At 60.7% G+C, this 23,345-nt stretch carries 14 protein-coding genes; 8 read left to right on the forward strand and 6 right to left on the reverse strand.

All coding sequences use genetic code 11. The annotated features are described in order from the left end of the window. Positions 1 to 113 precede the first annotated feature (113 nt). Complete coding sequence (locus tag HER32_RS14160; RefSeq protein WP_168682334.1) at positions 114 to 1,163, forward strand: CUB domain-containing protein; 1,050 nt, start codon at positions 114 to 116, stop codon at positions 1,161 to 1,163. 126 nt (positions 1,164 to 1,289) lie between these two features. Here the strand turns inward: HER32_RS14160 and HER32_RS14165 are convergent, their stop codons facing one another. Then, on the reverse strand, positions 1,290 to 2,828 hold the full coding sequence (locus HER32_RS14165; RefSeq protein WP_168682335.1) for an aldehyde dehydrogenase family protein: 1,539 nt from the start codon (positions 2,826 to 2,828) through the stop codon (positions 1,290 to 1,292). A 192-nt stretch (positions 2,829 to 3,020) separates the two neighbouring features. Between HER32_RS14165 and HER32_RS14170 the strand changes: the two genes are divergently transcribed. Next, positions 3,021 to 4,265 (forward strand): tetratricopeptide repeat protein, encoded by a 1,245-nt coding sequence (locus HER32_RS14170; protein WP_149070691.1) that lies wholly within the window; start codon positions 3,021 to 3,023, stop codon positions 4,263 to 4,265. Positions 4,266 to 4,283: 18 nt separating this feature from the next. After that, complete coding sequence (locus HER32_RS14175; protein WP_168682336.1) at positions 4,284 to 4,790, forward strand: DinB family protein; 507 nt, start codon at positions 4,284 to 4,286, stop codon at positions 4,788 to 4,790. 76 nt (positions 4,791 to 4,866) lie between these two features. Here the strand turns inward: HER32_RS14175 and HER32_RS14180 are convergent, their stop codons facing one another. Further along, on the reverse strand, positions 4,867 to 5,265 hold the full coding sequence (locus HER32_RS14180) for a hypothetical protein (RefSeq protein ID WP_149070689.1): 399 nt from the start codon (positions 5,263 to 5,265) through the stop codon (positions 4,867 to 4,869). Positions 5,266 to 5,702: 437 nt separating this feature from the next. Here HER32_RS14180 and HER32_RS14185 point away from each other — a divergent pair, with 437 nt between their 5' ends. Next, positions 5,703 to 7,187, forward strand: a complete 1,485-nt coding sequence (locus tag HER32_RS14185) for a serine hydrolase (protein ID WP_232066261.1) — start codon at positions 5,703 to 5,705, stop codon at positions 7,185 to 7,187. Between the two features lie 222 nt (positions 7,188 to 7,409). After that, positions 7,410 to 7,820 carry a hypothetical protein gene (locus tag HER32_RS14190; RefSeq protein WP_168682337.1) on the forward strand — a complete coding sequence of 137 codons (411 nt, stop codon included), beginning with the start codon at positions 7,410 to 7,412 and terminating at the stop codon, positions 7,818 to 7,820. A 1,327-nt stretch (positions 7,821 to 9,147) separates the two neighbouring features. Here HER32_RS14190 and icd read toward each other — a convergent pair. The 4 genes from icd to HER32_RS14210 form a co-directional block, all read right to left on the reverse strand. Then, positions 9,148 to 10,413 (reverse strand): NADP-dependent isocitrate dehydrogenase, encoded by a 1,266-nt coding sequence (gene icd / locus HER32_RS14195; RefSeq protein ID WP_149072191.1) that lies wholly within the window; start codon positions 10,411 to 10,413, stop codon positions 9,148 to 9,150. A 432-nt stretch (positions 10,414 to 10,845) separates the two neighbouring features. Continuing rightward, positions 10,846 to 13,887 carry a M16 family metallopeptidase gene (locus HER32_RS14200; RefSeq protein WP_232066262.1) on the reverse strand — a complete coding sequence of 1,014 codons (3,042 nt, stop codon included), beginning with the start codon at positions 13,885 to 13,887 and terminating at the stop codon, positions 10,846 to 10,848. Between the two features lie 537 nt (positions 13,888 to 14,424). After that, positions 14,425 to 16,569: a DNA polymerase III subunit gamma/tau gene (gene dnaX, locus HER32_RS14205; RefSeq protein WP_168682338.1), complete on the reverse strand. Its 2,145-nt coding sequence runs from the start codon at positions 16,567 to 16,569 to the stop codon at positions 14,425 to 14,427. 56 nt (positions 16,570 to 16,625) lie between these two features. Further along, entirely contained in the window at positions 16,626 to 17,390 is a 765-nt protein-coding gene (locus HER32_RS14210; protein ID WP_168682339.1) for a helix-turn-helix transcriptional regulator, read from the reverse strand. Between the two features lie 265 nt (positions 17,391 to 17,655). Between HER32_RS14210 and HER32_RS14215 the strand changes: the two genes are divergently transcribed. The 3 genes from HER32_RS14215 (at position 17,656) to HER32_RS14225 (ending at position 23,332) form a co-directional block, all read left to right on the forward strand. Further along, positions 17,656 to 21,714: a hybrid sensor histidine kinase/response regulator transcription factor gene (locus HER32_RS14215; protein ID WP_168682340.1), complete on the forward strand. Its 4,059-nt coding sequence runs from the start codon at positions 17,656 to 17,658 to the stop codon at positions 21,712 to 21,714. A 274-nt stretch (positions 21,715 to 21,988) separates the two neighbouring features. Beyond that, the gene (locus tag HER32_RS14220; protein ID WP_168682341.1) at positions 21,989 to 22,606 is read left to right on the forward strand and encodes a GNAT family N-acetyltransferase; all 618 of its coding nucleotides are present in this window, start codon (positions 21,989 to 21,991) and stop codon (positions 22,604 to 22,606) included. A gap of 165 nt (positions 22,607 to 22,771) precedes the next feature. Next, the gene (locus HER32_RS14225) at positions 22,772 to 23,332 is read left to right on the forward strand and encodes a DUF6252 family protein (RefSeq protein ID WP_168682342.1); all 561 of its coding nucleotides are present in this window, start codon (positions 22,772 to 22,774) and stop codon (positions 23,330 to 23,332) included. The last annotated feature ends 13 nt before the right edge of the window (positions 23,333 to 23,345 follow it).

The raw sequence follows: 23,345 nt of genomic DNA on the forward strand, positions 1-23,345 counted from the left end.
CGAAGGGTAACGGAGACCAGAGCGCCCCTGCGCTGACGGCCGCGTCGGGCGCCGTCGCGGATTTACCAGCGTAGGTCTTATTTTAGCTCCATCAACCGCTCCAACTACCCGCTATGAAACACTTATACCTCATCCTGACCCTGCTTGTGCTCGGCTGGCCCGCCGTGCTTCGGGCCCAAACCATCCTGATGTTGGCTGGAACTGCCACCAGCACTTCTACCGGCTGCGCCGGCACTGTATACGACGCTGGTGGGACAATCAATGGCTACGGCGCTAGTCAGAACAGCACGCTCACGCTGCGGCCAACGGCCGCAACCGGCCGCGTCAGCCTGAATTTCACCCTATTTCAGACCGAAAAAGACTACGACTTCCTCGAAATCTACGATGGCATCAGCACCAGCACTCCCTTGCTGGCCCGGCTAAGCGGCCTTGAGGGCCTGAACCAGACCTACACGGCCACCAACGTGCTCGGGGCTCTCACGCTACGCTTTACCAGCGACGCCAGCGTGGAGCGCGCGGGCTTTGCCGCTACGCTGAGCTGCGTGCCGGTGCCGGCCAGTACCTACACCGGCAACGTGGGAGTAGGCACCACGCAGCCCTTGGAAAAGCTGCAGGTGGCCGGCACCATCTACAGCAGCCAGGGCGGGGTGCGCTTCCCCGATGGTAGCTTGCAAAACACCGCCGCCCTCACCCAGCAGCTCAGCCTGCAGGGCTCCACCCTGAGCCTGACCGATGGGGGCTCCGTCGTGCTGCCGGGCGACAACCTGGGCAACCACACTGCCACTCAAAACCTGCGTTTGAATGGCCGCTGGCTCTCCAACGATGGGGGCAACGAGGGCCTGCGCGTCAGCAACAACGGCAACGTGGGCATTGGCACCGCCTCGCCCCAAACCCGCCTGCACGTCAACGGCTCGGTGCGCCAGGATACCTACAGCTCCAACTTGGTGAGCATTCCGGCCGGCGCCATCGGCACCTTCGACTGGACCCACAACCTGGGCTACCAGCCTACGCTGATGATTGTGGTGGACCAGACTGGCGGCGGCGGCGGTGAGTACGTCTCGCACAGCTACGAACACCTCAGTAACAACATCACCCGCTTCTACGTGCGCAACGCCCGCAGCAGCGCGTCCTCGTTTCGGCTGCACTGGATACGCGTGAACTAGCGCGCTCAGGCTGCAATGCCAGCAATGGCTGGTTATGACCGGTACCCTTCTAAAAAGCCGTTCCGGGTTTCGCGCCCCGTGGAGGTAACGCAAAACCCGGAACGGGAATTAGGAAGTCAGAGTTGCTTACGGCTTCTCGGGCAGCAGCGTGGCCTCTTCGTAGTTGCCGAGCACGGGAGCGGGGCCCTCCGTTACAGCTTCTACCAGCAGCTTGCCGCCCACAAAGGCTCCTTTCCACGACTCGCCCAGCCCACCGAATACCTCTTCCCGGTCGCCGCGGGAGCGGAGCTTGTTGATGCCCACTTTGAAGGCGCGCACCTCGCGGGCCGTGCGCTCGGCCCACTTCTGGTCGTCGGAAGCTACGGCAGCTACCAGGGCCCCGTTGCTGATGTTCATTTCGCCCACCAGCTCTTCCACGCGGTCTACGAGCACGATGCTGTCGATGGGGCCGAAGGGCTCCTTGAAGTACAGCTCACTCTGGCGCGGCAGGTTGACCAGGGCCCGGGGGGCGCGGTAGGCCGAGCGGTCCTGGTCGGGCAGGAACAGCGTGTCATCGAGCTTGCCCTGGAAGATGGGCGTTGCGCCGGTTTTGAGGGCATCAGCGTAGAGGCGGTCCAGGTCTTCGGCCTGCTGGCGGTTGATGACGGGGCCAAACGCCAGGTCGGGCAGCTTGTCGTCGGGGTGGTCTACCAGCGTGGGGTTGCCCACTTTCAGGCTGCGGATGGCTTCCCAATAGGTTTCCAGAAACTGCGGAAACAAGCTGCGCTGCACTACAAAGCGCACGTAGGCCGTGCAGCGCTGCTTGCCGTAATCGTAGCCTTTCTTGAGCTGGTCGCCCAGGGCATTCCAGTCGGAGTAGTCCCAGATGCCGTAGGTGTTTACGCCTTCCATTTCCAGCATGTAGCGCTTCTGGTGCTGGGCCAGGGCGTCGGCAATGTTGCGGCCGTTGTAGCGCCCGCCCACAAAGCTCAGGCAGTCGATGGCATCGTTTTTCACCAGCACGTCGCTCAGCTCCCCACCGGGGCCGCTCACCAAGGTCACGGGCAGGCCGCAGCGGCGGGCAATGGCAAAGGCCAGACTCAGGGAAATAAAGCCGCCGTCGGTGGGCGTTTTGGCAATAACAGCGTTGCCGCACAGGGCCTGCACCAGCACCGCGTGCAGCAGCACCGACATAGGGTAGTTCCAGGAGGCAATGTTGCTGACCAGGCCCAGGGGCTTGCGCTGGCCCAGCATGCCTTCGATATTATCGACGTACCACTGCACGCCCTCAATAGCACGGTCAATGTCAGTGAAGCCCAGCTTGTAGGTTTTGCCGATTTCCCACATCAGCAGCTTGCCAATCAGGTCTACCTGGGGGCGCAGCTGGTCGAGGCAGTCCTGCACGCGGCGCTTGCGCTCATCCAGGTCGGTAGCGGCCCAGGCGCTGGCCTCCTGTTTGGCGGCGTGCACGGCCCGCAGGGCGGCGTCGCGGTTGAGCATGGGCATCCAGCCCAGCTGGGAACCATCGATGGGGGAGGTGAACTCGCGCGGGGTACCAAACTCCTGCCAGCGGCCTTCGAGCAGGTTCAGGAATTTGCCGTCCGGTGAGAATACTTCGGGCGTTGCGGCTTTCATTTGCTGCAGCAGAAAACCGAATTCTACCTGCGGAGAAACAATTTTGGACATAGGAGTTTAACTGTTGGAACGGAAGAGAAGGCGTTTTAGTGGGCGTCAAAGTAGGACTTTGCAACGGATAAACCCGCCCTTTTTTGAGACGCCCTACAATGTCTATCGGCCCGTATACATAGGCTGCCTATGCTGACGGCCAGCATAAAACGCTATTTTCGCGGTATCTTTCGCGGCTTCCTCCGCCTCTCTATGCACCGTTATTTCCTGGTTTTACTATTTCTATGCCTGGGTTTGCCCGGACTAGTGCGGGCCCAGCAGCCCGACTCACTGCCGCCCATTCGCAATATTGAGCTCGGAGACGTAGAAATTGCGCCCAGCGCCGTGGACACGAAAGGGTGGCTTTTGCTGGACAAAGACATCCAGATTGAGCTGGGCGGGGCGGTGGAAAACCTCTACAACTTCAAGTTCGACAAGGCCGAGCGGCAGTTTCGCTCCCTGCGCCGCCGCTACCCCAACCACCCCATGCCCTACTTTCTGCTGGGCCTGAGCACGTGCTGGAAAATTATGCCCAGCAACTTTCAGAACAAGCAGTACGACAAGCTGATGCTGGCCTACCTCGACACGGCCATTGTGCACGGGGAGCGGCTCTACGACCAGGACAACAAAAACTACGAAGCCAGCTTTTTCCTGGCTGCCGCCTATGGCTTTGAGGCCCGCCTGCACGCCGAGCGCAAAAACTGGCGCAAGGCTACCCTCAACAGCAAGTACGCCCTCGACTACCTCGACAAAAGCAAGGAAGCCAATGGCCTCAGCGCCGACTTCCTGTTCGGGCAGGGGCTTATCAACTACTACGCCGTCTGGATTTCCGAGAACTACCCCTTGCTGCGGCCGGTGCTGCTGTTTTTTCCCAAGGGAAACCGCCAGCTGGGTATGCAGCAGCTGCGTACCGTGGCCCGCAACGGGTTCTATACCAGTACCGAGGCCAAGTTCTTTCTGATGCGGCTGCTGTACACGGAAGAGAAAAACCCCAAAGCCAGCCTGCAAGTGGCCCGGGAGCTAGCCAATAGCTACCCCGACAATGCGTACTTCCAGCGCTACTACGCCTTGGTGTGCTACAACCAGGGGGACTTTGTGGAGTGCCAGCGCGTGAGCCGGCAGATCCTGGAAAAGCTGAACAAGGGCATGCCGGGCTACGAGTCCATCAGTGGGCGCTACGCCAGCTTCTTCCTCGGCTACATTGCCCAGTTCATGGAGCACAACCCCACGGCGGCCCAGGACTACTACCAGCGCAGCATCGTGTTTGCTGAAACCACCGGTGAAACGGAAAGCGGCTTCTACCTGCTGGCCAACGCCTACCTGGCCCGGATGGCGGCCAAGGAAGGCGACAAGAAAACGGCCCGCAGCTACTATCAGGTGCTGCACGAGTCGGCGGAGCGCCGCTCCGAGCTGTTTCGGGAAGCCCAGGCCTACCTGAAAGCCAGCCGGGGCAAGTAATAAGCTTAATTACTCATTATGCCTGCTTTGCCCGAAGTATGGCTGCGGGGGCCGCTACCCGATGTGCCGGCTCTTTTGCAGCCTATAGCCCACGCCCTCCTGCAAGCCCAAGAAGAACTCGATGCCGCCCTGGCCGCTTTCCCCGACCACCTGCTCGCGGTCCAGCCAGCCGGCGTTGCCTCGGTAGGCTTTCACCTGCGGCACCTAGCAGGCGTGCTCGATAGGCTGGCTACCTATGCCCGGCAGGAAGCCTTGAGCCAGGCCCAGCTGGCGTACCTGGCTGCCGAAAACGACGTGCCAACCGTCGTGGATAGTACCAATGCGCTCCTGCAGCACTTTCACCATCAGGTAGCGGCCTTTTTAGAACAGCTGCGGAGCACGCCCGAGCAGAGCCTTACGGACTACCGACCCGTAGGCCGCGCCCAGCTTCCGAGCACCGTGGTCGGCTTGCTCACGCATGCGGCCGAGCACACCACCCGCCACGTGGGCCAGCTATTGGTAACGGCCCGCATAGTACAGGGCTAAACAGCCGCCGGCCCCACCAATGCCCGCCCGATTGTAGAGCAGTACTGGTGGGGCCGGCGGCTGTTGGCGGGCGAGGCTAGGCGGCCTGGGGCTTGGCAGGCGTTTCTACGCCGCCGCGGCACGCGTAGAACTCAAGCGTATGGCGCTGCAGCTGCCGGAAGTCGTTGGAGGGCAGCTCGACCAGGATCTGGTCTTCGTCGTTGATGCTGGCGCTGGTAGCCAGTAGGTACCCCGATTCGTGCAGCCAGGCATAGACGTAAAGGCTGGTGCCATCGGCAGCGCGGTGCGGGTGCCGGTAGCGCACATCGGTGGTAGCCACGTAGCTGAGCGGCTGCGCCGAGGCCAGCTGGTGCACGGGCAGGTCGGTGCGCAGCGGTTCGAAGCCCAGGGCTTTCAGATAGCTGTCTTTTAGGACCAGGGAGAGGGCGGCAGGTTGTGGAAAGCGAGGGGCGGCGGTGAAGGATACGGTGCGCATGGGGAGCAGGGGTAAGGGGGAAGCCAACGCCCGGCGGTATCGGCAGGAGCAAGTCTACCTTATACAGAAGCGAAAGGAAAGGCAGAACCGCCTGAATTTGTGACATCTACTTAGGGCTATGTCCGGATTGCGCCCTGCCCGGGACAAAGCGGTTTTCCGGCCCTGCCGGATGGAAATCCAGTGCCAGCGAAGAGATGGGGCGGAAAAACGAATCCTGATCAGGAAAGAATGTGACGTGCAGAAGGGCAATCGGCCTGGTCCTTGACTACCATTCAGCGCCCTGCAACAGGTAGAAAGACGAGCTGATTATCAATAGGCTAGGTGCATAATTCCTGGAAAACATGGAAGAAAGCTTATCTGTAGCCAACTATATAGGAACTTGGCGCATCTACCGCTCAACTTCGCTTGGTAGCGCTGCCTCTTCCTCTCTTTCTGCTATGAAAAACAAGAACCGTATTCTCTTTTCCCGCCTGCTGGGAATGCTCCTATGCCTGGCTAGCTGTTTCCCGGCCAACGCCGCCACGGCGCCCGACAGCGTGGACCTTTTTCTGGCGGCCAAAATGCGGCAGCTGCGCATTCCCGGCCTGCAACTGGCGGTGGTGCGGCAGGGCAAAATCATCAAGTCGGCCCAATATGGGCTGGCCAATATCCAGGACTCGATTCCGGTAACCAGCCGCACGCGTTTTCCCATCAACTCCATCACCAAAGCCTTTGTGGGCGTGGCCGTGATGCAGCTGGTAGAAGCCGGCAAGGTAGACCTGGCCGCACCCATTGCGCGCTACCTCCCGGGCCTGCCCACGGCCTGGCAACCCGCCACGGTGCGCCAGCTCCTGACGCATACCTCAGGCCTGCCCGACATCATGGCCAACGATGCTATGGTGACGGAAGATGATGAGCAGGCGGCCTGGACGAAAGTGCAGGCCCAGCCCATGGACTTCCAGCCCGGAGAGAAGTTTGCCTACAACCAAACCAACTACCTGCTTCTGGGCCAGCTACTGACCAAGCTAAGCGGGCAGCCCTTCGCCCAATTCATTCAGGAGCGTCAGCTGAACGTGGTAGGCATGCCCCAGACTACTACCGGCGACGCCCACGACGTGCTGCCGCACGCGGCCCGGGGCTATACGTTTTTCCACAGTGTGAATGGGGTAATGGGGCGCTCCAAAGAACTGCGGAACGTTTTTGAGGTGTTTGCGCCTTCCTTGCGCACGGCCGCCGGCATGAGCTCTACGGCCGAGGAAATGGCCCGCTGGACCGTAGCGCTGCAACAAGGCAAGCTCCTGCAGCCCGCCAGCCTCACCACGCTCTGGACGCCCGGCCTGCTCAACAACGGCCAACCGCGCGGCTTTAGCCGCTTCCTGAATGGCTACGCCCTCGGCAGCCCCGTGGTATTACGCCCCGAACATCCGGCCATAGCCCCGGTGGGCGGCGGCCGCTCCGCCGTGTTTATGTACCCCGAAGACGACCTGACCATTGTGGTGCTAACCAACCTGCAGGGTGCCAACCCGGATGGTTTCGTGGATGAGCTGGCAGGCTACTACCTGCCCGATATGAAAGCTGTAGCGGGCTTTGGCTTGCCGCCCACTATACGCGCCCTGCATACCGAGCTGCGCCAGCGCGGATTTGCCCAGGCGGCAGCCCTGGTAAAGCAAAAGCAGAAACAGAATCCCACCTATCAACTGCCCGAGGATGATGTGAATGGCTGGGGCTACTTTCTCCTCCGCCAGCAGCTGGCTAAGGAGGCCCTGGAGGTGTTCAAGCTGAACGTAAGCCTGTACCCGCAGAGTGCCAATACCTACGACAGCCTGGCCGAAACCTACGCCGAGCTGGGCCAGAAGGACCTAGCTGCTAAAAACTACAAGCGCGCCCTGGCCCTGAATCCCAAGAATACCGCCGCCGCCGCGTACCTGAAGAAAACCCTGTAGCCAACTCTTTCCAGGGGCGACTCCGGATAACTGTGGCACCAGTGGAATAAGTGCGCCCCCGGAAAATGTCCTGCTGAGCTTGTCGAAGCATCTTTACCTCTGGCTAATCAATAACGTGGCAACGAAGCGGTAGAGATGCTTCGACTCCGCTCAGCATGACGGAAACGAGGTTTTAATGTCTTTACAGATGTGCCCAGTTGCCCACAGCTACTCGTTCTACCGATGCCCATATCTGAGCTTCCCATTACCGTTGCCGAATGCAAAAGCTTGCTGCTGGAGCGTTTCAGATCCGGCGGCTACGGCCTGTCGTCTTCCGATAAAGAAGGCTACCGGGTGTTGTGCTACTACCACGGCGCCTTTCTGTTCGTAGCCGTGGGCGATGATGGCACCAGCGTATTGCACCTGCCGACCGACGAGATAGTGCTCAACTACATCTGGGCCCGCGAGGGCGTGCAGATGGACTTGGAATGGGAAGATGGGCAGCCCCGCTGGCGCTACGCTCTCACGCCCGAGGAGCAGCTCGAAAGCTGGCAAAAGGTACTTACTCGCCTGACCCCGGTTACGGATAGTACCCGCCGGTTCGTCGCCAGTACGTTGGCCGGGCTAGCGGCTATTGCCAACCGGCCGGGGTGAGGCGGGTACTTCAGGTACTGGCGCGAGTTTAGCGCAGCGTAACTCGTGCCGACGCATGACGCGAGTTTTCAACTTGCCCGCCAGAATAAGGCCTTCCGGACGGTGCGGTTACTGGTTTTGCCGCGTTGCGGCAGTCGAGGTACAGCCTCCACGTCATGCGTCGGCACGAGTTACGCTGCGCTAAACTCGCGCCAGATAGGGCAAAATGCAGCTGGTTTGTTGGGTCTGTTTGTATTGAATATGTTGGTTAATAAATCTTATACATAAAAATGATAGCCATATATCCTAGCAGCATAAGTATTGATAGCGCTAAATAAAAATTTTTGTTATTATCAGCAATTATTGCATCCAGAATATAGCCTATAAATATTGGCGATAGATAAATATAGTCATGAGAAATAAAATTGGTGTTAGCTAATAAATTGACGACCCCTATTAGCCCGATGAATTTTAAGATTTTTGCTGCTCTATGCAAGTTAGCTCTTGTGGTGCTATGCATATGAAAGTCTGCTATTTAGGGTGTAAGGTACTGGCGCGAGTTTAGCGGAGTGTAACTCGTGCCGACGCATGATGTGAGTTTTCAACTCGCCCGCCAGAACAACGCCTTCCGCATGGTGCAGTTACCAGCTTGCCGCGTTGCGGCAGTGGAGGCACAGCCCCCACATCATAGGCTGATCACGCGTTACGCTGCGCTAAACTCGCGCCAGATGCGGCTAGACATGAATTACACTATAACCACACAAGTTGGCTATTAAAATTACATAAAAATATAGCCAGAATCAGGTAAGTCTCTTACAGCTTTTTTTCTAGTAGCCATATTGCTAATCAAAGCTATAAGATGTCTTAATCTTTTCCCTCTTTTGTCTTTTAAATCAAATAGGGAACAATTGTCTTGATATGTTATCTTCTTAGAAGTTCCGTTTACATATATTGTTAATACCTGGAAATAACCAGGTACAACCGGTCCCGTTACACAAAGCCTTGACTTCTTCGGGGTAGGTATAGTAATTCATATCAACTAAGGCAGAGTAGATACTATCTATCTGAGGTCTACTAAGCTGAATATTGACCACAGTATCTTGCTTGAACAATATTTTTCGCGAATAAGTCTGACTGGAATCGTTTATAGATATTGTGTCAATAAAATCCGTAAGTGATACAGAAAAATCATGGGGTACTTGCGGCTTCCGACTGCAGGCTGAGCTATTTATCAGCAAGCCAAATAACATATATAATTTAAGGCAGTGATTCATATTTAAATAGTAAACCCCGCGCCGGCCTTGCAGCCAACGCGGGGTTTTAGAGAATTTTGGCCTAAGCCAAGCTACTACATATTCTTCACAATCTCTTCGCCGAACTCGCTGCACTTCAGCAGGGTAGCACCTTCCATCAGGCGTTCGAAGTCGTAGGTGACGCGCTTGGAAGCAATGGTGGCTTCGATGCCTTTGTAGATCAGGTCGGCGGCTTCCTGCCAGCCCAGGTGCTCCAGCATCAGGGCGCCGCTCAGGATAACCGAGCCGGGGTTCACCTTGTCCTGGTTGGCGTACTTAGGCGCCGTGCCGTGGGTAGCCTCGAAGATGGCGTGGCCCGTTACGTAGTTGATGTTGGCACCCGGGGCAATGCCGATACCACCTACGATGGCAGCCAGGGCGTCGGAGATATAGTCGCCGTTCAGGTTCAGGGTAGCAACTACGGAGTAGTCGGCGGGGCGGAGCAGGATCTGCTGCAGGAAGGCGTCGGCAATGCTATCCTTGATAAGGATTTTGCCGCTGTCGAGGGCCAGCTTCTGCTGGGCGTCGGCTACTTCCTGGCCTTGCTTGGCCGCTACTTTATCGTACTGCGCCCAGGTATACACTTTGTCGCCAAACTCGCGCTCGGCCAGTTCGTAACCCCAGGTTTTGAAGGCCCCCTCGGTGAACTTCATGATGTTGCCCTTGTGCACGATGGTCACCGACGGCTTCTTGTTGTCGATGGCGTACTGGATGGCGGCGCGCACCAGGCGCTCCGTGCCTTCCTTGCTCACGGGCTTGATGCCAAACGAAGACGTTTCGGGGAAGCGAATTTTCTTCACGCCCATCTCGTCCTGCAGGAATTCCAGCATTTTCTGGGCCTGCGGGGTGCCGTTCATGTACTCGATGCCGGCGTAGATGTCTTCCGTGTTTTCGCGGAAAATCACCATGTCCGTCAGGTTGGGCTGCTTTACCGGGGAAGGCACGCCCTCAAACCAGCGCACGGGCCGCACGCAGGCGTAGAGGTCGAGCTCCTGGCGCAGGGCCACGTTGAGGGAGCGGATGCCGCCGCCTACGGGCGTAGTCAGCGGGCCTTTGATGCCGACCAGGTAATCACGGAAAGCGTCGAGGGTTTCGTTGGGCAACCAGTTATTCAGCTGTTTGAAGGCCTTCTCACCGGCCAGCACTTCTTTCCATACCAGCTTGCGCGCACCACCATACGCTTTTGCCACCGCCGCGTCGAACACTTTTACGGAAGCCGCCCAAATGTCCGGACCCGTGCCGTCGCCTTCGATGAAGGGAATCGTGGGCTGGTCGGGCACGTTCAGCTTGCCGTTTTTGATGGTGATTTTTTGGTCTGCCATATACTACGTTGTCAGGGAAATGACGCGGGGGTTAGAGGGTTGTAGGAAGAGCGAAAGGGCGCTGACGGCCAAAACAGGCAAAAAGGACGTGTCGTTGCCGTAACAGGATGCAAAGCACCGACTAAAATCGGGGGGAAACAAGCGTTTCAAAAAAATGTCGTATATGCGCCTCACCCCCCAGCCCCCTCTCCCATAGAGAGGGGGAGCCGGACGATTTCGTTCTGGCGCGGCGGAGCTGCTTCGCTCGCGCTACGCAGCCCCGCCGCGGGCAGTACTTTGGTTTCGTCTTCTGTATGGAATACAAAAAAGCGGGAGCATTGAGCCTAAGCTCAATGCTCCCGCAGTCCTTGCTGATGGCTGGCTCCCCCTCTCTATGGGAGAGGGGGCCGGGGGGTGAGGCCCACGTGGCCGGGGGGTGAGGCACCGGGGAAGCTAGTACCCGAAGATTTCCTTTAACGTCAGCTGCTGCACCTGGCCATACTTGGCCAGCTCCTTAAAGTTGAGGCGGTCCTTGGAACCGATGACGAGGATGCTCTGGTTCTGGCCTTTCACCTTGGCTTGCTGGAACTTACGCAGGTCGTCGAAGCTCATGTTCGGGGTTTGCTCGTACACGTCGCGGCGCAGGTCGTAGTCGAGGCCGAGGCGCTTGGCCCGCTCGTAGCTGAAGAGGATGTCGCTCTTGGTGATGCGTTCGGTGGCAATGCTGTTGCGGATGGCGTCCTTGGCAATCTGCAGGTTGGCTTCGGCCACGGGCATATCGTTGAGCAAGGCCTGCATGCCGGCCATGGCCTCGGGCAGCTTGTCGCTCTGCGTACCGATGTAGGAGCTGATGTAGTTGGAGCGGCCCACCTTGCCGGCATTGGAGTAGCCCGAGTAGGCCGAGTACGCCAGGGCCTTGCTTTCGCGCAGCTCCTGGAACACGATGCTGCCCATGCTGCCCCCAAAGTACTCGTTGTAGAGGCTCACGGTGGGTACCAGGGTTTTGTCGTACACGTCGCCCTTGGTCAGGAACACGATTTCGGCCTGCACCATGTTGTAGTCCACCCAGTACACCTTGCGGCTGTTCATGGGCAGCTCGGCAAAGTCCTTGGCCGCCGGCACCGGCGTGAGCTTAGCGGGCGTTTTATGAAGAGCCTGTAATTTCTCTACGAGGTAGCCTTTGGTCCAATTGGGTATCAATCCATGACCATGCGCGCTAGTAATTGAGTCCATCCGAATCATGTATTTCTCAGATATATAGCGTGGCCCGTAGTATAGCACGCGGTGCTCATAGGTCGGAATCTTCTGGATGAGGGCCGTCAGCTCCTGGGGTTTCAGGGCTTTGAGCTGCTTTTCGCTGAGCTGGGTGGTGAAGGGGTTTTTGGGGCCGTACTTGGCGTAGTTCACCAGGGCCTGGTTCAGAATCACCCCTTTGTTGAGCTTGGCATCCTGGCGGGCTTTCAGCACCCCGGCCACCATGTTTTGCAGGGCTTCGGCGTCGGGCTTGGGCTTGGCCAGCAGGCTTTCAAACAGCTGCACCGCCGGCTCGAAGTTGCTGTCGAGGCCGGAGAGGCTCACGTAGATGCGGTCGGCCCCACTCTGCACCCCGAAGGAGCAGCCCAGCTTGTAGAACTCCTGCTGGAGCTGAGCGGCGGTGTACTTGTCGGTGCCGAGGTATTGGAGGTAGTCAGCGGCCAGGCCAAGGCGCGGGTCGTTGTTGGTGCCCATATCGAGCACGTAGTACAGGTCGAAGAGGTTGTTTTCGGTGTTGCGGGTGTAGAACACCGGCACGCCCGAGGCCAGCTTGGTTTCCTGGATGTCCTTCTTATAGTCCACGAACACGGGCTGGAGGGCCGGGGCCGGGAGGCTGGTTACCTGCTTGTAGAAGCCGGAAGCGGCGTCGCGGTTCACGGGCACGGGCGTGATGGTGGGCTTCACCACTTTCACCTTGTTGGGGTCCTGGCCGGTGCGCTTGTACACGGCCACGTAGTTCTGGCCGTAGTACTGGTTGGCCACGCGCATCACGTCCGCCTTGGTAATCTTAGCGAAGTCGTCGATCTGCTTGACGTAGTCCTTCCAGTCCTGGCGGGCAATAAAGGCCGAAACGAAGGCGCCGGCGCGGGCCTCGTTGCTTTCGTAGCTCTTGGTGCGCTGTAGCTTTTCGCTGTTGATGATGGCCGGAATCAGCCAGTCGGGGAAGTCACCCTTCTTTACCTTGGTCAGCTCCGCCAGCAGCAGGTCGCGCACCTGCTCCAGCTTCTGGCCCTGGCGCGGGGTGGCGTAGAGCACGTGGGTGGAGTAGTCGTTGTTGAGGTCGGTGAAGGTGGCCGCCTGCAGCACTTTCTGCTGCTGGTTGAGGTCGAGGTCCACGAGGCCGGCCTGGCCGTTGGTCAGAATCTTATCAATCATGCGCAGCACCACCGCGTCGGGGGTAGTGGTGCCGGGAAAGCGGAAGCCCAGCATCACGTTTTCCGCGTCGGGGCCTTTAATTTCCTTTACAATGGGTGCCGTGATGGGCGCTTCCTGCGCGGGCGTAAACGCCGGTACCGGCTTGCTTTGCAGCCCGCCAAAGTACTTGTCGATGATGCGGATGGTCTGGTCGTAGTCCAGGTCGCCGCTCAGCGTCAGGGCCACGTTGTTGGGCACGTAGTACTGCGTAAAGTACTTCTTGATTTCCGTGATGGACGGGTTCTGCAGGTGCTCAATAGTGCCGATGGTGGTCTGGGTGCCGTACTCGTGCTTCTGGTAGAGGGCGGCATTCAGGGCCTGGTACTCCTTGCTGAAGTCACTGTCGAGGGTGCGGTTTTTCTCCTCGTACACGGCTTCCAGCTCGGTGTGAAACAGGCGGGGTACCATTTCCCCAAACCGCTCGGCCTGAATGGCGGCCCACTTCTCCACCTGGTTGCTCGGAATGTCTTCCTGGTACACCGTCTGCTCCACCGAGGTGTAGGCGTTGGAGCCCTTGGCCCCGATGGCACCCATCACCTTATCGTACTCGTTGGCCACGGCGTACTTAGCCGCCACGCCCGACACGGAGTCAATCTGGTGGTAGAGGCGCTTGCGCTCGGCCACGTCGGTTTTGCTGCGGTACTGCTCGTAGAGGGCTTCAATCTTGGCCAGTTCCACCTGCTCGGCGGCCCAGTTCTGGGTGCCCAGCTTAGAAGTACCCTTGAACACCATGTGCTCCAGGTAGTGGGCCAGGCCAGTGGCGGTGTGCGGGTCGTTTTTGGAGCCGGCGCGCACGGCCACGTAGGTCTGGATGCGCGGGGCGTCCTTGTAGTCGGAGAGGTACACCGTCAGGCCATTGTCGAGGGTATAGATGCGGGCCTTCAGCGGGTCGCCCTCCACGGTCTGGTACTTATATTCCTTCTGGGCTGGCGCAGCAGCAGGGTCCGGAGTCGTTGCGGCGGCCGTAGCAGCCGGCTTGCTCGACTGGCACTGGGTCAGACTCAGCGCCGCCATAGCCGGCAGCACGAGCATCAGGGTTTTTTTCACAGAAAACAGATGAAGTAGGGCAGAACAATGAAAGTCAAAGATAAAGGCGCTGCGTTAATGTGGGGTTAATGTGCTTCGCTTCGCTAATGTGGAAAATGTGCTGATGTGCTGATGGATGGATGCGCCCTGGCATAAACCGGGTCGGGTACGCAGCGTCCACACGTCGGGGCTCTTCACAACGCAAGGCTCCAGGCGTTGCTCAGGGCGAGTAGCTTCGACTCAGGTTTGATGGGTTACCTGCTCATAAGAACCAGCGGAGAACAGCCGAACCTGGCGCAGCGAAATAGTATTTCTCCGTAGTGGCCCGCGTGGTGTTCCTTACGGGTGAGTTAAGAGTGCCTTCATAGTGAGTATATCTATTTCGTCCTCGCTGGCACGGTAACCTGCCCCGGATAGTAAGCGCCGAAATAGAATAGAAGCTAGAGCGGACTACTTTGTGCCAGCTGGTTTCACGCCGCTTGCTCAGGCAGGCTTGAGGCGCAGCCAGGCATCAGCACATCAGCGAAGCGCAGCACATTCCTCACATTAGCACATTCATCAAAAGTCGGTATCCAGGCCCAGGCGCTGTTTCATGGCAACCAGGGCGGGAAACTTCTCGGCCAAGTACTCAAACTTATCGGCGGAGGTGTAGAGCTTGCGGCCAGTGCTTTGCTGCTCCACTACTTCCACCTGCACCGTGAGGCGCGGGTAGCCCGTGCGGCGGCGTAGCTCCCCCAGGAAGTCGGCCCGGAAGTCGTTGAACACGTCTTCCTGCACGGGGTTGTCCACGCGCAGCACAATCACGTGCCGCTCATCGGCCTGCACCGGGCGGTTCAGCACCGTGTACTCACTCATGCTGCCGGCCTTGCGCAGTTCCTTCAGCTCATTCCACACCTGCTGCAGGCGGGCATCGTCGATGGCGGGCAACGTGCCGGGCGCAGCACTCGGGGCATCCTCCTCGATGACAGCGGCTTTGGGCGCGGCGCTCTGGCGGGCGGCCTGCTCTTTCATGGCCGTGAGGCTGGGCAGCTTGGAAGCCACGCCCAGGCCCTTGGTGAGCGAAGGCAATGGGCGGATAGGAGCTGCTACCACCGGAGCGTCGCCGGGCTCATGGCCGGCCACGCTGGGCCGGCCCGTGTCTACGTGCGGCACCGTGTCGCGCACCAGGCGGGTGGGAGGCACCTGCGTAGCTGCCTCATCTTCCACACTCGGGGTGTCGTGCAGCTCCTCTACGCCGCTTTCCACCGGCACAATGGGCTCGGGGTCGGCGGGGGCGTGGATGGGTTGCGGGTTTCGGGTTTCGGGTTTCGGGTTGGTTGGGGCCGGCACGTAGGGGGCCGGGGCTTCGGCGGTGCCGTTCGTACTCGGCAGGCCGTTAAGGGCGGCTACTACCGGCGCAGGCGCGGCTCCCGGATTTACACTACTTTTTTTTTTCGCCTCGTCGTTGTCCGACGATGCTTGCGGGGCGTTGGCCGGAGCTGCCTGCAGGTCGCGGGCAAACTGCACGGCCCCGTTCAGGTACGCCAGCTTCATGAGCGTAAGCTCCACGTGCAGGCGCTGATTTTTGGCTTGCTTGAACTCCCGGTCGCACAAGCTCACCAAATTCAGGGCCGAGAGCAGGAACGCCAGCGGGGCGGCCTGGGCCTGCTGCACGTAGCGCGCCCGGATGTTGTCCGATACTTCCAGCAACTGCACCGTCACGGGGTCTTTGCACACCAGCAGCCCGCGCAGGTGCTCGGCGGCGCCCACCACAAAGTTGTGCAGGTCGAAGCCCTGCTGCATCACCTCATCCAGCAAGAGCAGCGTGGCCGACAGGTTCTCCGTCAGCAGCGCGTCTACCAGCCGGAAATAGTACTCGTAGTCCAGGATGTGCAGGTTCTGCACCACATCCTGGTAGCGTAGGTTCTGGCCCGAGAACGTCACCATCTGGTCGAACATGCTCAGGGCGTCGCGCAGGCCGCCGTCGGCTTTCTGGGCCAGCAGGTGCAGGGCGTCGTCTTCGGCCTGAATGTGCTCCTGGGTGGCCACGTAGCGCAAGTGTTTGCGCATGTCGTCCACCTTAATGCGGTTGAAGTCGAAGATCTGGCACCGCGACAAAATGGTGGGGATGATCTTGTGCCGCTCGGTGGTAGCCAGGATAAAGATGGCATAGCTTGGCGGCTCCTCCAGCGTCTTCAGAAAGGCGTTGAAGGCCGCATTCGAGAGCATGTGCACTTCGTCGATGATGTACACCTTAAAGCGGCCCTGCTGCGGGGCGTAGCGCACCTGCTCCACCAGGGAGCGAATGTCTTCCACCGAGTTGTTGGAAGCCGCGTCCAGCTCGTGCACGTTAAAGGAGGCGCTTTCCTGGAAAGCCCGGCACGAGGCGCACTTGCCGCAGGCCTCCAGCTCGAAGGGTGTGTTGTCGGGGTCGGCGGCCTGTTGCAGCGCCGCGGGCACGATTTCAGGCTGGGTCTGGAGCAGCTCCGACACCGGGCGGCCCTGGCGCACGTGCTGCTCTACAAACTCGCAGTTGATGGTTTTGGCCAGGATACGGGCACAGGTGGTTTTGCCCACGCCGCGGGGCCCGCAGAACAGAAACGCCTGGGCTAGGTGCTGGGAGGCAATGGCGTTCTGCAGGGTGGTAGTAACGTGCTGCTGCCCCACCACGCTGCGAAACGTGGCTGGGCGGTACTTACGGGCCGAAACAACGAAATTTTCCATACGAGCTAGTCACAAAGATACGCAACCGCCCGCCCGATTCCGCCCCATCCGGGCCGCTAGTACGCCCCGCGTCCCAATACTTGCCCCAGGGCCGCCGTGCGGTTGGTCACGCCCAGCTTGCTGTAGATATTCTGCAAATGGTTCTGCACCGTGCGCGTACTGATGCCGCTTTGCTGGCCTATTTCCTTGTCGGTCAGGCCCCGACTGAGCAGGGTTAGCACGTGGGTTTCGCGGGCCGTAAGCTCCGTGAGCAGGGCCATTTCCGGGGCAGCGGGCGGCGGGCTCTGGAGGCGGGCTACGGTACGGGCGTGGCGCACGGCCACCTGCATGTGGGGCTTGAGCAAGTGCAGCACCTGGCGGTCGGCCTCGGTGAAGTTGCGCCGCTGCCGGGCAAGCGCGCAGGTTACCCAGCCATAATCCTTCAGCTCTAGGCCCAGAATCATGTGGTGGGTGAGGGCTAGGGGCCGGTAGAAGGAGTTGAACAGGGTAGTCCGAAAGTACTGCGGCATGCGGCAGAAGTCACTGGTGCGCAGGGGCTCGGAGCGGCGCTGCTCCATAATGGCCGGAAACAGCGGGTGCTCGGCAATGTGGTTGCCAAGCAAGGGGAAATCGTCGGCCACGAACAAGCCTTCGGGGTAAGCACCCAGGTGGCCAATGCGGCCACTCAGGTCGTAGCCGTCGAAGCACACCGTTTCGGCCGAAATAGCCAGCATCACCGCCCTCGATAGCTGCCCAAACAACCTCCGCGGCCCGGCCTCGGCGTGGACCAGCTCAATAGCCTGGTTGAGGCGGAGAAAATCGGCGTGGCGCAGACGAATCATTCGGGAAGATAATGACAACGCCGGAATAGCCTACTTACGCCAGTAGGTAATCTTACTCATTTTCACTAGGACTATAGCCGGTAGCTTTGACCCAGCTTGCAATGGTGGTACAGTTCAGCTGAGGCTTTCACATCATCATGTGATTGAGAACGATAAGCGGATATGTCACCTTGTAACCTGTTTTTATAGTGCCATTTTATCTGATTTTTCTACCAGTAAAAACCCTTCGGGTACTTCGGTAGCAAACCAACCTCCACCGTCGCCGATGCTGCACTACTCCGCCCGTTTCGGCTTACGCTCTTTTTGCTGGCTACTAGCCGTTGCGCTGGTAGTCGGTATGGGTACCAGCCGCGCCCAAACCCTGGCTACCCGCGTGTATGGCCTGGCCGACGGGCTGCCGCAAAGCACCGTGTACTGCCTGGCCCAGGATGCGGGCGGGCGGCTATGGGCCGGCACGCAGGGAGGGGTGTGCTGGTTTGATGGCCGCAGCTTCCAGACCCTCGATGCCCGCCAGGGCCTCCCCGATAACCACGTGAGCAGTCTGCTCCCGGCTCCGGGCGGCATGTGGCTGGGCCACGCAGCCGGCATCATCACGGCCATCAGCCAGAATGGGCAGGTGGGCAAGCTGGGCCCGGCCCAGTGGCGCGCCAATGCCAGCATCCGCCAGCTTTTGCCAGCCCCAAACCAGCAGCTGTGGGTAGCTACCCTCGGCAACGGCTTATATCACCTGCCGCAAGCCGGCTCCGGCCCGGTTAGGCACTTAGCAGCCCCGCAAGGCCTGCCTTCCGACACAATCTTTCAAATAGCCGCCGGCGCTGCCCAGGAGCTGTGGGTAGCTACTGCCCAGGGCGTAGTCATTGTACACGCCAGCACCGGGCAGCCGCTGCAGGAAGCCACAGCGGCCCTGCCCGCCGCCATCCGCCAGGAACGCGTGTACTCGGTGCACCGCGCCTCCGATAATGCGTACTGGCTGGGGTTGAAAAATGGCTTAGGTCAGCTCACGCGTTCCTCGTCCTCTCAGCCCTGGCAGCTGCGGCTGATAGGGCAGGAGCAGGGCCTGTGCGCTTCCGCGCCCCAGCGGGTGCTGCCCGACCGCCTTGGGCGGGTGTGGGCCGTGTCGGCGGCGGGCGTTAGCTGCTACCAGCCAGCCACGGGCCGCGTCACCTGCTTTCCCCAGCACAGCCTACTCAGCGACCAAACCGCCTGTGGCTTGCTCGAAGACCGCGAAGGCAGCATGTGGGTGGTGCTCGACGACGGCATCCTCCAGCATATTCCCGACGAGCAGTTTGCCTTGTTTGGGTCGGCCGAAGGGCTGGGGGGCCGCAACGAACCCGGCGGGGCCGACGTGCAGAATATTGTGAACGTAGCGCCGGGCGAGTACTGGGTAGGCACTCGGCTGGGCCTGTGGGAATTTCGACCCAACAACCCCGCTGGCCGGCAGTTTCGGCTGGCTTACCGGCGCCCGGGCGGCGACGCGGCCAACTTTGTGCGGGCCCTGTTCAAGGACGCGCAGGGCCGTATCTGGCTGGGCAGCCGGGGTAGCGGCGTGGCCGTGTACACGCCGGCTACCGGCCGCTGGCAGGAGCTGAGCAACGTTCCGGGCCTGGTGGGCCAGAATGTGCGCCAGTTTGCCCAGGATAAGCTAGGCCGCGTGTGGGCCGTGACGGCCGCCGCCGGGGCTACCGTGTTGCTCAACCCCGCCACCGGCGCCAGTCGAACTTACGGGGCCAGCTCGGGCCTGGGCACCAACGCGCTGTGGGCCGCTTTCCGGGACCACGAAGGCACGCTTTGGCTGGGCACCGACGACCGAGGCCTGGTGCGCGTAGATGTGCAGGCCGACGGCCCCGACCAGTTGCGCCGCGCCGACGGCCGCACTGACCACCTGAGCATCGGCTCTATTACCGAAGACCTGCGCGGCCACCTCTGGCTGGGCTCCATTAATGAAGGGCTGCTGGAATTTGATGGGCGCCGCCTGAAAGCCTACGGACCGGAAGCCGGGCTGAAATCCAATAATCCTTACTTCGTGCGCTGCGATGCTCGGGGGCGGGTGTGGGTGGGCACCAACCTGGGCCTGGATTTATTTGACCCAGCCACGCGCCGCACCGTGAGCTACGGCACTGCCGAGGGCTTTCTGGGTCAGGAAACCAACCAGAACGCCGTGCTGCTGGAGCCTAACGGCCTGCTGTGGGCCGGCACCGTGAATGGCCTCATGCGCTACGACCCGCGCCAGGCCCGCCCCAACCCCGTGCCGCCCAGCACGCACGTCACCCACCTGCGCGTGTTCGGCCGCGACACCGCCTTGGCTTTGGGGTTCACCTTGCCCCACCATCTCAACCAGTTGGCCTTTGAGTTTGTGGGCGTCAGCCTTACTAGTCCTACCAAAGTCCGCTATCAGTACCGCCTCGCGGGTTTCGACGAGCGGTGGAGCAAGCCCGCCGAGGCTACTTCGGCCACGTACACCAACTTGCCGCCGGGCAGCTACACCTTCGAGGTAAAGGCCGCCAACAACGTGGGCCGCTGGAATGCGCAGCCTACCCGGCTGTCCTTCACCATCAGCCCGCCCTGGTGGCGCACTTGGTGGGCCTACCTGCTGTACGCGGTGGGCGTGGCCGGGGCCTTCTACGTGGTACGCCGCAACACCCAGCGCCGGGAGCGGGAGCGGGCCCAGCAGCAGTTGGAGTACCAGGCCCTGGTGCACCTGCAGGAAATGGACCGGGTGAAAACCGACTTTTTCACGCACATCAGCCACGAGCTGCGCACCCCGCTCACGCTGATTCTGGGCCCGGCCGAAGAGCTGGCCTACGACGAAGCCATGCCCGCCACGGCCCGCCGCCACGGCCTGCGCATCGGCGACAACGCCCGCAAGCTGCTGCGCCTCATCAACCAGCTGCTGGACTTGAGCAAGCTGGAAGCTGGGGGCCTTATTCTGCACCCCCAGGCCGGCGACGTAGCGGCGTCGGCCCGTGCCTGGCTGGCTGGTTTTCAGCACTTGGCGGCGGCCCGGCAAATTGGCTTGCACCTCGCCGCGCCCGCTCAACCGGTTTCATTGGTTTTTGATGCTACCCGCTTGGAAGAAGTAGTCTGCAACCTGCTGGCCAATGCTCTGCGCTTCACGCCCGCAGGTGGACACGTCACGCTAGCCGTGCACGACGAGGCGCCCACGCCGCTGGCACCCCAGGGCACCGTGGTCCTGAGCGTGCAGGATACTGGCGTAGGCATTGCGCCAAGTCACCTCCCGCACCTGTTCGACCGGTTTTATCAGGTACTGAGCAGCGGTGCCGATTCGGGTGGTAGTGGGGTAGGGCTGGCGTTGGTGAAGGAACTGACCGAGCGACACGGAGGCACGGTGCAGGTGATGAGCACCCCAGGCGCTGGCACCACCTTCGTAGTGAGGCTACCGCGGGGCCTGCTCTCAGCCGTGCCCGCGCAGCCAGTCACGAACCCTACGAGTACTGCGCCGCCTCTACCAATGGAAACCACCCTGCCCGAGCCCGCTGAGGATGCCGAAGTGGTGCTGGTAGTAGACGACAGCGCCGAGGTGCGCGCTTTCGTGCAGGAAACCCTGGCCAGCGCGGGCTACCGCCTGCTGGAGGCCGCCGATGGACCAGAAGGAGTGCGGATGGCACGCGAAATGGTCCCCAGTCTGATTGTGTCGGACGTGATGATGCCGGGCTTTGATGGCATGGAGCTATGCCGCCAGCTGAAAGCTGACCTGGCCACCAGCCACGTGCCCATTGTGCTGCTCACGGCCCGCGCCGAAGCCGCCGACCGCCTCGCCGGCCTCGAAACCGGGGCCGATGCCTACCTGCCCAAACCCTTCGACCCGCGGGAGTTGCGTGCCCAGGTGCGCAACCTGCTGGCGCTACGCAGGGGCACCCAAACGCAACTAGGGCTGCTGGCGGCTGTGCCCGATGCCTCGCCGGAAAACCCGGCCGCCGCCGCGCTGCCCGATTCCTATGCGGCTTACGCGGCTGCCGTGTCGGCCCTGCCTTCCCTCGACCAGTGTTTCCTGAAACGAGTGGAGCAAGCCATTGAGCGCCACCTCGACAACGGGGAGTTCAGCGTGGAAATGCTCGGCGACGAGGTTGCCCTGAGCCGGGCGCAGCTCCACCGCAAGCTCAAGGCCCTCACCGGCCAAGCCCCCAGCGACTTTATCCGGGGGCTGCGGCTGCGGCGGGCCCACGTGCTGCTGGCCGCCCGCACCGGCACGGTGTCGGAAGTTGCCTATCAGGTCGGCTTCAACTCCCCGGCCCACTTCAGCACCAGTTTCTCCCGCCATTTCGGCTACGCCCCCAGCGAGGTGCCCAACCTAGTTTCGAGTTGATAGTTGCTAGTTGATGCCGCTAACGATTGGTTTCAGTCAATAGCCCGTCATGCTGAGCGGAGTCGAAGCATCTCTACCGCTGGCTGACTTAATTGTGGAGACGAAGCGGTGGAGATGCTTCGGCAAGCTCAGCATGACGGACAACTAGCAACCAGCAACTATCTACTAGAAACTTCCCTTCGCGACGTGTGCGCAAGCCTTTGCGACCTGCGTGAATGCCGTGGCCGCGCCTCCCGGCGTCCTTTGCTGGTACTTGCTCTAATCTGCTGGCGCTATGCACACCCTGGTTCTTCCGGCCCGTCGCCTTACTACTTCCGATGAACGCTGGGCGGCCGGGCTGCTAGCCGAAGCCTACGCGGCCGACCCGCTGTTTGGGCCGGAACCAAACTGCCCCGCCCAGCCCAACTACTACCTCCGCCTGGTGGTGCGCTACGCCCTGCGCACGGGCTGCGTGTATGCCAGCCCCAGTGGGCAGGCCGTGGCCGTGTGGCTACCGGCCGAAGCGGCCGATTTTTCCTGGCAGCAGGTGTTGAAAGCCGGGCAGCTGGCCTGGCCGTTGGGCGTGGGCTGGTCGCGGTTCTGGCGCTTGGTGGGCTGGCAGCATCAGCAGGATGAAATACGCCAGCAGGTGCTGCCGCTGCCGCACCATTACCTGCTGGCACTTGGCGTGCGCCCGGGCGTGCAGCGGCGGGGTGAGGGCCGGGCACTGCTGCGCGCCTCACTGGCGGCGCTGGGGGCCCGCTACGCACCTTGCTACGCCGATGTACACACGCTGGCGGCGGTTCATTTTGGGCAGCGGCTGGGCTTCGAAGTAGCCAGCTACGGCGAACTGCCCGGGCCGGGGCTGCCGGTACCCTGCTGGGGAATGGTGCGCCCGGCCGCGCCAGTATAGCGCACGTCGCATTTGCTTGCGTGCGACTTGTGCGCATGCCTTTGCGACGAGGATGAATGCCTTTCGGAGCCTGGGGCCGCACTTTTGGGCCATTGCTAGCGCCTCTCGGAAAACGCGCATTTCATCTGAGAATCTTTCTGCTAAACCTCTTCTCTTTTCAAGCTCATGAAAACGAACCACTCTTTGGCTTTCCGCTTGCTCTCGTTGCTGGTGTGTCTGCCTCTACTCACGGCCTGCTCTTCCGGCGACAAGGAAGACGACCCTGACCCCACCACCCAGAGCGGCGGCGATGAAGTACGCTGGAAGGTGAGCGGCACCGAGTACGCCGGCTTCGGCAGCAACGTGCAGACCCAGGGCCACTACCGCCCCAGCAGTGCCGACGATAAGAACAAGGAGCTACTCATCCTGGCCGACGACTCCCAGAACTATCAGGTGAGCGTGCTCATCGACAACTTCACCGGCAAGGGCACTTACACTTTGGTGCCTAATGGCAACTCCCGCGGTGGCCTCACCGAAATGACCGGTTCCAAGAACACCTACATCAGCATATGGGCCGCCAGCAGCCCGGCGGGTACGGTAGAAATAACGGAGTGGGACCCCAGTACGACCCACGTGAAAGGCACATTCTCTTTTAAAGCCCGCGTGCGCAACACGGGCGGCACGTTCGGGCCTTCGGTGGAGGTTACCAGCGGCTCCTTCAACTTCAAGTCAGTCTACAAATACTAACCAGTTTTCACTC

The organism is Hymenobacter sp. BT18 (assembly GCF_012273015.1).
Classification (GTDB): domain Bacteria; phylum Bacteroidota; class Bacteroidia; order Cytophagales; family Hymenobacteraceae; genus Hymenobacter; species Hymenobacter lutimineralis.

Bases quoted from the DNA above. Each gene is read 5' to 3' on its own strand.
- HER32_RS14160 (WP_168682334.1), top strand. From the start codon at position 114: ATGAAACACTTATACCTCATCCTGACCCTGCTTGTGCTCGGCTGGCCC.
- HER32_RS14165 (WP_168682335.1), bottom strand. From the start codon at position 2,828: ATGTCCAAAATTGTTTCTCCGCAGGTAGAATTCGGTTTTCTGCTGCAG.
- HER32_RS14170 (WP_149070691.1), top strand. From the start codon at position 3,021: ATGCACCGTTATTTCCTGGTTTTACTATTTCTATGCCTGGGTTTGCCC.
- HER32_RS14175 (WP_168682336.1), top strand. From the start codon at position 4,284: ATGCCTGCTTTGCCCGAAGTATGGCTGCGGGGGCCGCTACCCGATGTG.
- HER32_RS14180 (WP_149070689.1), bottom strand. From the start codon at position 5,265: ATGCGCACCGTATCCTTCACCGCCGCCCCTCGCTTTCCACAACCTGCC.
- HER32_RS14185 (WP_232066261.1), top strand. From the start codon at position 5,703: ATGAAAAACAAGAACCGTATTCTCTTTTCCCGCCTGCTGGGAATGCTC.
- HER32_RS14190 (WP_168682337.1), top strand. From the start codon at position 7,410: ATGCCCATATCTGAGCTTCCCATTACCGTTGCCGAATGCAAAAGCTTG.
- icd (WP_149072191.1), bottom strand. From the start codon at position 10,413: ATGGCAGACCAAAAAATCACCATCAAAAACGGCAAGCTGAACGTGCCC.
- dnaX (WP_168682338.1), bottom strand. From the start codon at position 16,569: ATGGAAAATTTCGTTGTTTCGGCCCGTAAGTACCGCCCAGCCACGTTT.
- HER32_RS14210 (WP_168682339.1), bottom strand. From the start codon at position 17,390: ATGATTCGTCTGCGCCACGCCGATTTTCTCCGCCTCAACCAGGCTATT.
- HER32_RS14215 (WP_168682340.1), top strand. From the start codon at position 17,656: ATGCTGCACTACTCCGCCCGTTTCGGCTTACGCTCTTTTTGCTGGCTA.
- HER32_RS14220 (WP_168682341.1), top strand. From the start codon at position 21,989: ATGCACACCCTGGTTCTTCCGGCCCGTCGCCTTACTACTTCCGATGAA.
- HER32_RS14225 (WP_168682342.1), top strand. From the start codon at position 22,772: ATGAAAACGAACCACTCTTTGGCTTTCCGCTTGCTCTCGTTGCTGGTG.